This is a genomic window from Bifidobacterium sp. VU/mBH4 (B4), from assembly GCF_058199535.1.
Map to the genome: position 1 here is coordinate 93,903 of NZ_JBVPQJ010000003.1, position 14,005 is coordinate 107,907.

Consider the following 14,005-nt stretch of genomic DNA (forward strand, 5'->3'; position numbering starts at 1 on the left):
GGGCCCGGGTAGTTTGCGGCCCGCCATTGTCATGAGGAGGACCAGATGACGGACAAACAGGGGGTCATGAGAAAGACGGGCGGCCACCGTGACTTCGCAGCTGATGAGCAGGGGCGCGGTCCGGGGGTTCCCTCTGCGCTGACCAACAATCCCAGGGCCGGTCAGTGGGACGGTCGCAGGCTCAGTCGGGGAATTGTGGCGGACTACAAGCGTCTGGTCATGACCGACGGCGAGGGGATCCGCTGCTCCCTCTACGTCAGCGGATGCCCTTTCCGCTGCCAGGGGTGCTACAACGCCTCTATATGGGACTTCGGCGCCGGGCACCCCTATACCCAGCAGCTTGAAGACCGCATCATCAAGGACCTGTCGCTGTCCTATGTGCAGGGCATCACCTACCTGGGCGGGGAGCCCCTGCTCAACACCCCCATGCTGCTGGGCCTTTCGGAGCGGATCCGGCGCGAGTTCGGCCACGAGAAGGATATCTGGTGCTGGACCGGCTACACCTGGGAGGAGCTGAACCGGCCGGGGGAGACCCCGGACAAGGCCCAGCTGATCTCCTACCTTGACGTGCTGGTGGACGGACGCTACTTGGAGAATCGGAAGAACAGCCTGCTCCAGTTCCGAGGCTCGGACAACCAGCGGATCATCGACGTGCCACGGTCCTTGGAGCAGGGCCAGGTGGTCATCTGGCCTAAGCTGCATGACCAGACCAGGTTCATCCCGGAGACCTACAGCAAGGACCGGCAGCAGGAGCAGCAGCGGGGCTGATACCGGCTTCCTCTCTGAATTGGTCTACGTCGCCTTGCCGGGGCACAATGGGTGTCATGACTGATGAGCATGATCATGACGCCAAACCCGACCTCCCCAAGGATCTGAGGGTCCGCTTCTGCCCTTCGCCGACCGGCACCCCGCATGTGGGCATGGTTCGAACCGCACTCTTCAACTGGGCCCAGGCCCGGCACTCGCACGGCACCTTCGTCTTCCGCATCGAGGACACCGATGCCCAGCGCGACAGCGAGGAGAGCTACCAGCAGATCCTGGACGCCCTCAAGTGGCTGGGGCTGGACTGGGACGAGGGTGTGGAAGTCGGCGGTCCGGATGGCCCCTACCGGCAGTCCCAGCGCGGCGACATCTACCGCGATGTGGCCCGACAGCTGCTGGATGCCGGCTACGCCTATGAGTCCTACTCCACCGCTGAAGAAATCAAGGAGCGCAACCTGGCCGCTGGCCGTCCGGCCGCTTTCGGCTACGACGGCTACGACCGCGACCTGACTGAGGAACAGCGCCAGACCTTCCGCGAGCAGGGCCGGCAACCCGCCCTGCGCATCCGTATGCCTGACGAGGACATCGCCTTCGACGACCTGATTCGCGGGCATATCGAGTTCAAGGCCGGGTCCGTGCCCGATTATGTGATTGTGCGTCCCAATGGCGACCCACTGTACACCCTGACCAATCCGGTCGATGATGCCCTCATGCGCATCAACGTGGTCCTGCGCGGCGAGGACCTGCTCAGCTCCACCCCCCGGCAGATCGTTCTCTACCGGTACCTGATGAAGCTGGGCATCGCTCGGGCCATGCCCCTGTTTGGGCACCTGCCCTACGTCATGGGTCAGGGCAAGAAAAAGTTGTCCAAGCGAGACCCTGAGTCCAACCTCTTCCTGCACCGTGAGCATGGCTTCATTCCCGAAGGTCTGCTCAACTATCTGGCCCTGCTGGGCTGGTCCATCGGCCCCGACCGCGATGTCTTCTCCATGGATGAGATGATAGAGCACTTCGATATCCGCGACGTCAAGGCCAATCCGGCCCACTTCGACATCGACAAGGCCGTGGCCATCAATGCCGAGCACATCCGTATGCTGGAGCCGCAGGACTTCCTGAACCGGTCCCTGCCCTACCTCAAGCGCGACGGGCTGGTGAGTGCCGAGCGCTGGCAGGATCTGAGTGATCGGGAGCAGCGAATTCTCAGTGCTGCCGCCCCCTTGGTCCAGCCTCGCGTGCGTCTGCTGGGCGAGGTGTCCGGCATGGTAGGCAGTCTGCTCAGCCAGGAGGAGTACTTGGAGCCTGAGCCGGATGCCCGCAAACAGCTCAAGGACTCTGCTGGACAGGTTTTGGACCTGGCTATTGCCGCCCTGCAGGATGTGCCCGAACAGGACTGGAAGACCGATCACCTGCACGACCTGCTCACTCAGGCGCTGGTGGATGAGGGCGGCTATAAGCCCCGCCTGGCCTTTGGCCCGGTCAGGGTGGCGGTCTCGGGGAGGCGGGTCTCCCCGCCTCTGTTCGAGTCCCTGGAGATCCTGGGCAAGGGCACAACACTCCGAAGGTTGGCTAACTTGCGCCAAAACCTCTGAGCGGGTATATTTCTTTTTTGTTGTGCTACTGACCTGCTGAACCGGGTTCGTACGCGGCGAAAAGTGAAGCCCCCGTCGTCTAGCGGTCTAGGACTACGCCCTCTCACGGCGCCAACACCGGTCCAAATCCGGTCGGGGGTACGACATGTGGCAACCGTCCAAGCGGTTGTCGCACAGCCAATTGGGGTATGGTGTAATTGGCAACACAGGTGATTCTGGTTCATCCATTCTTGGTTCGAGTCCAGGTACCCCAGCAATAGAGACATAAGGTCTCAAGGAGCGGAACACCGACACAGTGTTCCGCTCTTCTTGTTTACGCATTACCATGGATTCTAGGAATGCTTCTGGTCTGCAAAGCGGCGGACGGAGGCGTACACCAGAGTTGCCCACGGTGTGAGCAAGCAAACAAAAAGAGGAGGCCCGACAGACTGCTATGTCAGAGTTTCCGATGATGGAATCTGATACTTTGAGCATAGAAGCTTGAGTGATGAACCCAATCATCGGCTGATCGGGCAACATCACCCGGTATATGAATCATTGTATGATTTTTTCGGTAAAGGTGTGTGATTATGACGACAATTATGGTGTTGGGAGCTGGTTACGCGGGTCTTCGCGTGGTCAAGAAGCTGGCTCATGCAAAGACTGATGCCCATATAGTCCTGGTCAACAAGAACGAATACCACTACGAGTCCACCCAGCTGCACCAGGTGGCGGCGGGGACCAAGGAGCCGGCGGACGTGGTCTTCGACCTGCGCAAGTCCCTGCCTGATTCGGTGGAGCTGATCGTCGACAAGGTGGTCGGCATCGATCAGGACAACCGCCGGGTCAGCCTGGAGCATCACGATCCTCTCTCCTATGATTACCTGGTCAACGCCTTGGGGTTCGAGTCCGAGACCTTCGGCATCAAGGGTGCCGAAGAGTACGGATGGCCGCTCGTTGACGTGGATACCGCTCTGGCGGCCCGCAAGAAGCTGGAACAGACGCTGGCGCGCTACCAGACCAGCCATGATCCGCTGGATCTGAGCATCGTGGTCTGCGGTGCCGGCTTCACCAGCATCGAGTACTTAGGCGAGCTGGTCTACCGGTTGCCTCAGCTCTCAAAGCGTCTGGGCTTCCCCATGGATCAGGTCAAGGTGGACTGCATAGAGGCCTCGCCCAAGATCCTGCCCATGTTCAGCAAGGACCTGGTCGACTGGGCTGTGGATTACCTGTGCAAGCGGGGAGTCAACTTCCACACCTCGACCCCCATTACCGAGGTCAGGCAGGATGCCGTGGTCTCCAATGACCAGGAGTTCAAGGCCCATACAATCATTTGGACAACGGGTGTGCGTGGTAGCCACGTTATTGCCGATTCCGGGTATAATCAGAAGCGTAACCGTGTAGTGGTCAGGGATGACCTGTCGGTGGAGCAGCATCCAGAGGAATTCCTGGTGGGTGATGTCAGTGCCGTTCCCGACCCCCAATCGGGTCGGCTCTATCCAACCACTGCGCAGATTTCGATGGCCCAGGCTGATACCGCGGCCGCGAATGTCCTCGCCAGAATGCGGGGACAGGAGCCCCAGCGGTTCACCTTCCGAAGCCTGGGGACCGTGTGCTCTCTCGGTCCCCACGACGGGGTTGCCGAAATCGACCGTATGGGCACGCTGAAGCTCAAGGGCAAGGTGGTCTCGGTTCTGAAGTGGATCGTGAACGAGCGGTCGGTCCTGGAATTGGCTGACGTGCGTACCATGTTGGAGAGCAACTGAACCAGCGTCTCAAGGGACGCAAGGGGCTAGACGACGAGGGAGAGGAGGACGAACATGATTCAGGTCATGAGGACGCGGCGCATGTTCGTCCCTTCCCAGCCTCGGATTGGATCGTTCTGGGCGACGATGGCCATCGGCCCTGCGTCCATAGACATCATTGACTACCTCCTGCTCCTCCTCATTCCGGCGAAGGCCGTGGCCGACTGTGGTCTCCGCCAGAACGGTGGAGGCCCCCGTGCCCGTGCGCGGATCGGCAGGAGCGAGAGGAGAGTGGCATTAGCATGAGTTTTCTACAAGGTTTGTGGTTCTTTGTCATCGGCCTGCTTTTTGCGGGATTCCTTCTGCTTGAAGGATTCGACTTCGGCGTTGGCATGGCTACCAGGTTCGTGGCCCGCGACGGTGATGAGCGCGCCACTTTCATGAGGGCCATCGGCCCCCACTGGGACGGCAACGAGGTCTGGCTGATCACCGCTGGTGGCGCCATGTTCGCCGCTTTCCCGCTCTGGTACGCCTCCCTCTTCTCGGGGTATTACCTCCTGCTCTTCCTGGTGCTGGTCTCCCTGATTCTGCGTGGTGTTTCATTCGAGTTCGCCTCCCACGCGCTGACCAGCCGTGAGCGCGGTGTCTGGCAGTGGGCCAACTTCATCGGCTCGCTCTTTGCGCCATTCTTCCTGGGCATGATGCTGACCAGCCTGATCCAGGGCATTCCCATGGATAAGAACGGCGATGCGTGGCCCGGGTTCTTCGACGTGTTCAACTGGCTGTCTGTGGTCGGCGGCATCGCTGTCGTCTTCTTCAGCTTCGTTCATGGCCTGCACTTCCTGAGCCTGAAGATGGGGGTCATGGATTCCCGTCGGATGCTCAACGTCAGCGAGAAAGCTTACTGGATCGCCTATCCGGCCCTGGTCGTCTTCGTGCTCCTGGCCATCTTCAACACCGACTTCTACAAGGCTCGTCCGCTGTCCACCTGGCTGATCACCGTCATCATCCTGGCATCGGTTATCGGAGGCCACGTTGCCGTCTTCAAGAAGCGTGGCGGCTACGCCTTCACCTGCTCGGGCATCACCCTGATGGCCATCATCGCCTTCATCTTCAACGGGCTCTTCCCGCGCGTGATGATCGCTGATGATCCGGCTCACAACCTGCTGATTCAGGATGCCTCGGCATCACCGCTGACCATGAAGATCATGACTGTGGTGCTTTGCATCTTCCTGCCCATCATGCTGGCCTACTTCATCTGGAGCTATTTCATCCAGCGCAAGCGGCTGGACACCGATGGTGCCCATCTGACCTCGCCTGTGGCCCCTTCGGCCACCGTGGCTGAGACCGTCTGAAAGCCAAAGGAGGCAGGGGGGCAGTGCTGGCAGGACCGGAGCGCATCCGGAGGATAATGCATTGATTGACAAAAATCTCTTCCGTTTCGACGGAGTCCGGTCCACCTTGGGCCTGCTGGCCGCACTGTCCCTGCTCCAGGGAATAGGTGTGGTGGTTCAGGCCTACGGGTTGACCTTGGCTCTGGTGCGTATTTGGCACCTTCAGAACCTCAAGGTGTTGGTGGTGCCAGTGCTGATCTTTCTGGCTGCCTACACCTGCCGACAGCTCTGCGATGTGGCCAAGGATCGTTGTGCCACTGACCGTGCCGATGCCATCGTAGCTGAGCTGCGGCCCAGCATTCAGGACAAGGTCTTCTCGCTGGGGCCATCGGCTCTGGCTCGGCGTGGCACAGGCTCGGCCGTCACCATGTTGGTGGATGGGCTTGACCAGGTGCGTACCTACGTGCTGACGGTCCTGCCAAAGATGATGGATCTCATCTTCATCCCATTGATTGTCTTGGTTGTGGTCTGGACCCAGGATGCAGGTTCCGGGCTCATCCTCCTGCTCATGTTGCCCCTGCTCATCTTCTTCATGGTCATCCTGGGTCTGGCAGCCAGGGATCGCTCCAGCCGGCAGTATGCCCAATTTCGCAAGCTCAACACCAGGTTCATGGATACAGTCTTGGGCCTGCCGACTTTGAAGATGCTGGGCATTGACAAGGAGTACGAGGACGAGATCTATTCGGTCTCGGATCGCTTCCGCAAGAGGACCATGAGCGTTATCCGGGTGGCCATGACTTCCACCTTTGCTTTGGACTTCTTTGCTACCTTGGCCATCGCCATCATGGCCGTCTTCTTGGGCAACAACTTGATCAATGCCAAGGTGGAGCTCTTTCCAGCCCTCTTAGCCCTGATTCTGGCTCCTGAGTACTTCATGCCCATCCGCCAGTTTGGCGATGATTTCCACGCCACGCTGAACGGCAAGAACGCCTTGGACGATATTGCGGATATGCTGGCCCAGCCAGAGCCGAAGCGCATGGAGGAACTGGACTGGTCCGGGTGGAAGGAAGACAGCCACCTGCGTCTGGAAGGAATAGACTTCGCCTATCCTGGCCCCAAGCCGGTAGAGAGCAGTGCTTCAGCCGGGGCACAGATGGATGCCATGGCCAAGTCCGAGAGCCAAAAGACCAGCAAGAAGAGCCGCAAGCCCAAGTCATCCACGGTTCAAGGCGGTAATGGGGGGGAGGTCTCGGCTGAGTCCGGTTCTACAGCACCACAAGGAACTGCAGTCGAGGCGGTCGCGGATTCACGGATCAGTCAGTCCGAGGGAAGTTCGGAAGAGCAGCCTCTGGCTCTGAGCGGTCTGGACTTCAACCTGCATGGTTTTTCCAAGGTGGCCATTGTCGGTCGTTCTGGAGCTGGCAAGTCCACGCTGATGGACCTGCTGGCCGGCTTTGACCAGCCCAAGGCGGGCACCATCGACCTGGATGGTCATCAGCTGGAGCATTGCAACGTGGCTGCCTGGCAGCGACACATTAGCTATATTCCCCAGAACCCCTTCATCTTCCATGGCACCGTGTCCGACAATATTCGCTTTTACAACCAGGAAGCGGACGATGCCCAGGTGGCCCGCGCAGCCGACAGGGCTGGGCTGACCGACTGGCTGACAACATTGCCCGACGGTCTGGGCACTCAAATCGGCGAGGGCAACCGCGGCATCAGCGGCGGCCAGGCACAGCGAATCGCCCTGGCCAGGGGCATCCTGGATCCCTCACGCGAGATTCTGTTCTTTGATGAGCCCACCGCTCACCTGGACATCGAGACGGAATACGACCTGAAGCAGACCCTGCTGCCCATCATGGACGGGCACCTGGTTGTCCTGGCCACCCACCGGCTGCACTGGCTGGCCAACATGGACTGGGTGATCATGCTGGAGCATGGACGAATTGTGGCCCAGGGCGATCCGCGCAAGCTGATTGGTCAAGGCGGACCCTTGGATGCGCTGATCGATGAGATGGGAGGGAACCAGATTGCCGACTACCAGCAGGACTGAAACCGCCGGAAGAAATGGCACGGGATCGTCGAAGACCTCCCGCCGCGGCCGCGGGCTGTCAGGCTACATGCATATCTGGCACCGGGACCATTGGTTCTGGCCCTACCTGCGTGAGAACAAGGGGCTGCTTGCCCTGATCTTCTTCCTGGGGACCATCACCTTCGTGTGCGCGGCCGGACTGATGTTCACATCGGGATTCCTGATCAGCAGGTCGGCCCGCCATCCCTTCAACATCTTCGCCGTATACGTGCCGGTGGTCCTTACCAGGGCCTTCGGCATTGGACGACCCACATTCAAGTACCTGGAGCGCATCAAGAGCCATGACTGGGTGCTCCGGGTGGTTTCCAAGCTTCGGGTTCAGCTTTACCGCACCCTCTCGCAGGACGCGGCCTTCCTGAACGAGCATGAGCGCACGGGCACGGTCCTGGGCATGCTTTCGGACGACTTGGACCATCTGGAGAATTTCTACCTGCGCACCATCTTCCCCACGGTCGTGGCCTACATGATGTGGGTGGTGGTCACCATCGCCGTAGGCGTCTTTTCCTGGCTGACCTCGCTCCTGCTTTTCCTGCTTTTCGCCCTGATTCTGATCCTGGTACCGCTGGTCTCGCTGGCTTATTCAGACGGGCGGTACGATATGGAGAAGGCACGGCGGCAGGATCAGTACACGGCAGTGACCGAGAGCTACATGGGCCTGGGAGATTGGGTGATCACTCGCCGTCGTCACCGCTTCGTGGACACGGCGTCCGGCGACTTCAACGACATCGCCGCCGGCCGCAGAGAGCAGAAGCGGTTCGAACGCTGGCGCAACTGCGGCATCCAGATGATTTTCGCCCTCATGGTGGTTGCTCTGATTGTTGGAGCGGATCTGCGCATGACCAGCTCCACCTCCATAGCTGACTTCGCGGCAGCCGTGGTCCTGGCGGTTTTCCCCCTGGTCGACTGCTTCATCGTGGTCTCCCAGGCTGTGGCTGAGGTTCCCCTGTATACTGACTCGCTGGACCACCTCAATGATCTGACCGAGCGCGTCGAGTCCCGGCGGATTGAGCCGAGTGCCCAGACCAAATTGGAGGGGCCGATCAAGTCAATTGTCTTCGACCATGTCAGCTTCTCCTACGGCCCTGATGACCCCCTGCTCTTGGACGACTTCAGCCTGCGAATCGAAGGTGGGCAGCGTGTGGCACTGCTCGGTCCCAGCGGCGAGGGGAAGACGACGGTTCTGCAGCTGCTTCTGGGCGATCTGCGCCCCACCAGTGGCCGCATCCTGATCAACGGCATACCGGTCGATGCGTTGCAGGATCAGCGTCCTGAGCTCTTTGGCTACCTGAACCAGCAGGCATTCCTCTTCAACACCACCATCGCCTCCAATGTGCGTCTGGGCGCCCCCCAGGCTGATGACGATCAGGTTCGCCAGGCTCTGAAGGCTGTGCAGCTGGATCAGGTCGTGGATGACATGCCCCAGGGAATCGACACGCCGGTTGATGAAGCTGGTGGCCGTCTTTCAGGCGGCCAGCGCCAGCGCCTGGCCCTGGCCAGGATTGTGCTCAAGCGCACGCCGATCATCCTTCTGGACGAGCCCACCATCGGTCTGGATCCCATAACCGAGCGGCGGCTCATGGCCATGATCTTCAAGGTCAGCCAGGATCGCACCCTTCTTTGGGTGACCCACCATCTTCAGGGGCTGGAGGAGGCCGACCAGGTGATCTTTATGCAGGACGGGCACATCGCCATGCAGGGGCGCCCGGTCGATCTGTATCGGGAGAACGCCCGTTTCCGTGAACTTTATCGCATGGACGTCTCGGACGTGGACAAGGGTGCCGGTCAAGGGATATACTTGGAGAAGCAGTCAGATTCAGATGGACGGAACCCTGTTGAATGACCATCAGGCTGTTTCCCGAGCAATGAATGTTGCACGGTTGTCGGGTCGCCGATCTTGGCGGATGGCTTCCCGACCGGTTGCCGTGCGCTGTCGGTTCATGGACTGGACGGCATGGAGACCTGAGCCCGTGGAAGCGACTAGGTGGCGAAGTCGGGGAGAGCTGAAGGTTCTCGTGGGCACAAGCTTGGTCATATCTGAATCCGTCCGGATTCGACCCGTGTACCCACGCCCGACGAACCCTGCAGAGATTGGGAGGAACGATGTTCACTGTATTGGGATTGTCTAGATTCCAGTTCGCCATGACGACGATATTCCACTTCTTCTATGTCCCTATGACCATCGGTCTGGCCCTAGCGGTCGCCATCATGGAGACCACCTATGTAGTGACCAAGAAGGATGTCTACAAGAAGATGACCATGTTCTGGTCCAAGATCTTCCTGCTTTCCTTTGCGGTCGGCGTGGTCACGGGCATCATCCAGGAGTTCCAGTTCGGCATGAACTGGTCCAACTACTCCAGGTTCATGGGCGACATCTTCGGCGCCCCCCTGGCCATCGAGGCCCTGCTGGCATTCTTCCTGGAATCAACTTTCATCGGCGTGTGGATGTTCACCTGGAATCGGTTCAAGCCGGCCGTGCATGCGGTCTTCATCTGGCTGACCTTCCTGGGCTCCTCCATGTCGGCAATCTGGATTCTAGCTGCCAACAGCTTCATGCAGCACCCGGTCGGCTTCGAGATCAACCAGGCCACCGGCCATGTGCGACTGCGCAGCTTTGGTGATGTTATGTCCAATCCCCAGCTGTGGATCGAGTTCCCCCACGTTTTCTTCGCCGCCGTCTGCACAGGGGCTTTCGTGGTCATGGGCTGCAGCGCTTTCAGCCTGCTGAGGATGCATATGGGGAATAAGGATCAGGCCGTGGCCGCTGTCGAGGCAGACTCCGAGAAGCAGGCCAAGGTCAACCTGTTCACCAAGTCCATCCGTCTGGCTGCTCTGCTTGGGCTTATCGGCTCCATCTGCGTGATCACCTACGGTGATTTGCAAGGTAAGTACATCGTGACTGATCAGCCTATGAAGCTGGCCGCCACCGAGGGCATCTACGAGGACACCGGCGATCCCGCCCCTTGGAACGCCGTGGCTCTGATCAATGAGAAGGACCATAAGCTTGAGGGCTCCGTCGAGATTCCCGGCGCCATGTCCCAGCTGGCTTACGGCAAGAAAACCGGCGCCGTCAAGGGCATGAACACCGTCAACAAGGAGCTGCACGAGAAGTACGATGCCAAGTACGGCAAGGACATGAACTACTACGTGCCGGTCACCACCCTATTCTGGGTCTTCCGCCTGATGGTCGGAATCGGGTTTGCCTTTGCCCTGATATCGGCATTGGTGCTCTGGTTCACACGCAAGAAGAAGAACACGCTCTTTACCACGCGCTGGAAGCTCTGGATCATGGGCATCTTCACCTTTGCTCCATTTGCTGCGACGACCAGCGGCTGGCTGGTGACGGAGCTTGGACGCTATCCCTGGCTGGTCTATGGTTTCCAGACCATTGCCGATGGCGTTTCGCCCACCAGTACGGTGCCGAACCTGCTCTTCACCTGCATTGTCTACTTCCTGCTCTTCCTGGTTCTGGGTGGCGTCATGGTCTTCTACACCAGGAGGACCCTGCACCAGGGACCCTTCTACAAGCCGGATGACGGCAATGGGCCGCAGCCTGCCAAGGTGCATGGCGCACCGGCTCGGGTAGCCTTGGCATAATGGTCAGCTGACCTCAAACCCTTCCTTCCCTTCGGTAAATCCCCCGTTTCGGACCGTATGGTTCGGGACGGGGGATTTACTGTCATAGGGTGTTTGCCATCAGCGGCAGCCAGCGGTAGTGAGATGCACAAAAGAGAGCAACGCCTAGCATGGAACGGGGTTGTGATGCCTATTCGACGTATATCTGAAACCGTACTGACTGCACTCGTTCAGGATTGGCCGAGCTGGCTCAGTCGTGCGAATTCGGTCAGACCTGGGCGGTCAGCTTGACGGTAATCCGCTGCAATAGATCACGTACGTCCTCGTCCATGGAGGAGTCCTCTAGACTGTCCGCAGCCCGTTGCAGATAGTCCTTGGCGGTTTGCCGGCTGCCCTCCATCAACTGGGGATGGGTTTTGAGGTAGTCGATCACCCGGTCGGGATCGTCTTGCTGCACCAGTGTTCTGAAGTCCTCATCCTCCTGGAATCCCAGCAGAACCGGCAGAGTGTAGATTCCGTCGCGAATATCCTCCAGCTTGGGCTTGCCGGTGTCACGATCCAGATCAAAATCGTTGATGTCGTCGATGATCTGGAAGGCCATGCCTAGATTGCCACCGAAGTCTCTGGCGGTCTGCTCCAAGGCCGGGTCGGTTGGCTGGCCATCAAGGCGGATCCCGGTCAGGCAGGCCAGGCGGAAGAGGGCTGCGGTCTTGCCGGAGATGGCTCGGTCGTAATCGTCAATGGTGATGTGGGTGTGGTGGCGGTCTGACTCTTGGTAGAGTTCGCCGCCTACGATCTCGCAGACCGTACCGGCCTGTTCGCGGATAAAGGCTGTGTCAGGAGCGATGGAGGCCATGATCTCCATGTAGCGCGAAAGGATCAGGTCTCCTAGATAGATGGCAGCCTTGTTGCCTCGGATGGTGTGGACCGTGGGCTTGTTGCGGCGGATGGGGGCGTTGTCCAGAACGTCGTCGTGGACCAAGGTAGCCAGATGAAGCATCTCGATGGCGGCGGCGCCAGTGATGACGGTGTCGCCCAGGCATCCTCCGTTCCGTGCTCCGGCCCGGGCAAAGAGCACCACCATGGCGGCTCGAATCATCTTGCCGTGGTTATCCAGCAGTCGACGATAATCCTCCTGATAGGGTGCCACATGGGTACGCTCCTGGTGCAGGCGGTCGACAACCCGCTCAAGATCCTTGCGCAACAGGAGCTCTTGTCCTTCTGCCATGGAGGTACGCTCCCTCTATCTCGTTAAGAATCGCAACGTATCCAATATACCAAGACTGGAGCCAGGTCTGAAGATTGTCCCCCCGGTCCTGGCTGTCGTCGTAACCACTGTGGTCAAGCTAACACCAGGGTGTCGCTGTGCTGGCATGACGCCTAGGTCTGCATCCGATTCGTAAGGAGGGCTGCACTGATGGTCCTAGGAGCGAAGCAGGGTGAAGTAGGCTAGACGTATGAGTCAGCATTACCACGCGGATCAGGTCTCCCCACAAGGCGGCGAGGGAGAGCATGATCGACCGCTGTCCGTTTCGGCCCGGCTGGGGCGACTTCAGTTCCACTACTCGGGCAAGTTCAGACTCCTGCAGCTGGCCGACGTCCAGGAGGGTCCCAAGGTCTCTGCGGACACAATCAGGCTGATAGCTGCGGCTTGCGATGCGGCAAAGCCCGATCTGGTGGTCTTCTCGGGCAATCAGGTAGCCGGTTACGACACGGCTTACGAGCGCACCTTCCGTAAGAGGCGCTGGAGCACCCCCTTGGACGGCATCTACTCGGCTGGTCTGAGCATGGGTGGCGCTCTGGGATTTGGGGGAGCCTCCCTGAAGCGCTCTTCCAAGCCTGAGGATGGTCAAGCAGCCGGCGACCGCCGGGAACCAGACCGCAGGGATGCCGAGCGTGTACGCCAGCAAAACATCAAGCACACCGAAGATCTGGTCCGCAGAACCGTTGGCCTGATCACCGGCCCACTGGTTGAACGCGGGATCCCCTTCGTCGTCACCTATGGCAACCATGACTTCCAGTGTGGACTGGACACCGATCAGATGGACGCCATCTATCGGGAGGTGCCCGGTTGCCTGAACCCAGAGGCTACGGTCGCCCATCCTGATCGGGTCCATGCGCTGATCGGGTCGGCCCTGCCCTCCCAGACGGCCTTCGTCTGTGCTCCGGGCACTTTCGCGCTGCCTGTAGCGGATTGCGACGGTCACGGGGTGGTCATGGGACTGGTCCTGCTGGACTCTGGCGACTATGCCCGGGCAGGCGGCTATGGCTCACCGTCGGCGCAGGCCCTGGACTTTCTGGCGGCCGCTCCCGATCTTCTGGGTAACCGATCCATCGTCTTCCAGCACATGCCCATTCCCCAGTTCTACGATCTGCTCAAGCCGGTGCCAGCCACCACAGCCTATGCGGTCCAGGGTTACCGAAGTTTCGACTCCCGTTGCTACATCCTGGACGAATCACGCACCTGCCCCGGCTCCTACCTAGGCGAGGGAGTCTCCTGCCCGGATGAGGATAGCGGCGAGTATGACCTGCTGACCCGGAACCGAGGCTATTTCGCCCTCTTCGCCGGGCATGACCACCGCAATGGCTTTGTTGGTCGTAGTGGAGATCTGACACTGGGGGCCACGCCCACCTGCGGATTCGGCTCATACGGTCCGGTGCCCAGCAAGCGGGCGGCACGGCTCTTCGAGTTCGATATCCGCCATCCCCATCATCCTCGCACGCAGCTCCTGGAGTTCGGGCAACTGGTGGGGCGGCCAGGATCCCACAAGGTCTACACCTTCGCCATGAGCCATATGCCCACTTCTACCGGGGACGCGGTCAACCTCTTGCGTCGGCCCGGATTCTTGGCGGGCGGCCTGACGGCTCTTGCCGGGTTGATCGCCTCCTGGGGATCAACCAGACGGCGATCAGGGCCAAGGGGTTAAATTC

The 14,005-nt window shown here is 59.9% G+C and carries 9 protein-coding genes and 2 tRNA genes; 10 read left to right on the forward strand and 1 reads right to left on the reverse strand.

Annotated features, from left to right (window positions below; translation table 11 throughout):
* The first annotated feature begins 45 nt into the window (after positions 1–45).
* The 9 genes from nrdG (at position 46) to AC0AII_RS05070 (ending at position 11,095) form a co-directional block, all read left to right on the forward strand.
* Positions 46–768, forward strand: coding sequence for an anaerobic ribonucleoside-triphosphate reductase activating protein (nrdG, locus tag AC0AII_RS05030; protein ID WP_144085297.1), 723 nt, complete (start codon positions 46–48; stop codon positions 766–768).
* Positions 769–824: 56 nt separating this feature from the next.
* Positions 825–2,351 carry a glutamate--tRNA ligase gene (gene gltX / locus AC0AII_RS05035; RefSeq protein WP_101431901.1) on the forward strand — a complete coding sequence of 509 codons (1,527 nt, stop codon included), beginning with the start codon at positions 825–827 and terminating at the stop codon, positions 2,349–2,351.
* Positions 2,352–2,419: 68 nt separating this feature from the next.
* Positions 2,420–2,492: transfer RNA gene (locus AC0AII_RS05040), tRNA-Glu, on the forward strand.
* A 41-nt stretch (positions 2,493–2,533) separates the two neighbouring features.
* Positions 2,534–2,605, forward strand: a tRNA-Gln gene (locus AC0AII_RS05045).
* 315 nt (positions 2,606–2,920) lie between these two features.
* Entirely contained in the window at positions 2,921–4,096 is a 1,176-nt protein-coding gene (locus tag AC0AII_RS05050; protein ID WP_490446353.1) for an NAD(P)/FAD-dependent oxidoreductase, read from the forward strand.
* Between the two features lie 281 nt (positions 4,097–4,377).
* Entirely contained in the window at positions 4,378–5,430 is a 1,053-nt protein-coding gene (gene cydB, locus AC0AII_RS05055; RefSeq protein WP_144085299.1) for a cytochrome d ubiquinol oxidase subunit II, read from the forward strand.
* A 61-nt stretch (positions 5,431–5,491) separates the two neighbouring features.
* Positions 5,492–7,462, forward strand: coding sequence for an ABC transporter ATP-binding protein/permease (locus AC0AII_RS05060; protein WP_490446354.1), 1,971 nt, complete (start codon positions 5,492–5,494; stop codon positions 7,460–7,462).
* 67 nt (positions 7,463–7,529) lie between these two features.
* Entirely contained in the window at positions 7,530–9,341 is a 1,812-nt protein-coding gene (cydC, locus tag AC0AII_RS05065; RefSeq protein ID WP_490446355.1) for a thiol reductant ABC exporter subunit CydC, read from the forward strand.
* 260 nt (positions 9,342–9,601) lie between these two features.
* Complete coding sequence (locus AC0AII_RS05070) at positions 9,602–11,095, forward strand: cytochrome ubiquinol oxidase subunit I (RefSeq protein ID WP_463427991.1); 1,494 nt, start codon at positions 9,602–9,604, stop codon at positions 11,093–11,095.
* Positions 11,096–11,342: 247 nt separating this feature from the next.
* On the opposite strand, the gene AC0AII_RS05075 is transcribed toward AC0AII_RS05070, so the two are convergent.
* Positions 11,343–12,302 (reverse strand): polyprenyl synthetase family protein, encoded by a 960-nt coding sequence (locus AC0AII_RS05075; RefSeq protein WP_490446356.1) that lies wholly within the window; start codon positions 12,300–12,302, stop codon positions 11,343–11,345.
* A 229-nt stretch (positions 12,303–12,531) separates the two neighbouring features.
* Here AC0AII_RS05075 and AC0AII_RS05080 point away from each other — a divergent pair, with 229 nt between their 5' ends.
* Positions 12,532–14,001, forward strand: coding sequence for a metallophosphoesterase family protein (locus tag AC0AII_RS05080; RefSeq protein ID WP_490446357.1), 1,470 nt, complete (start codon positions 12,532–12,534; stop codon positions 13,999–14,001).
* The last annotated feature ends 4 nt before the right edge of the window (positions 14,002–14,005 follow it).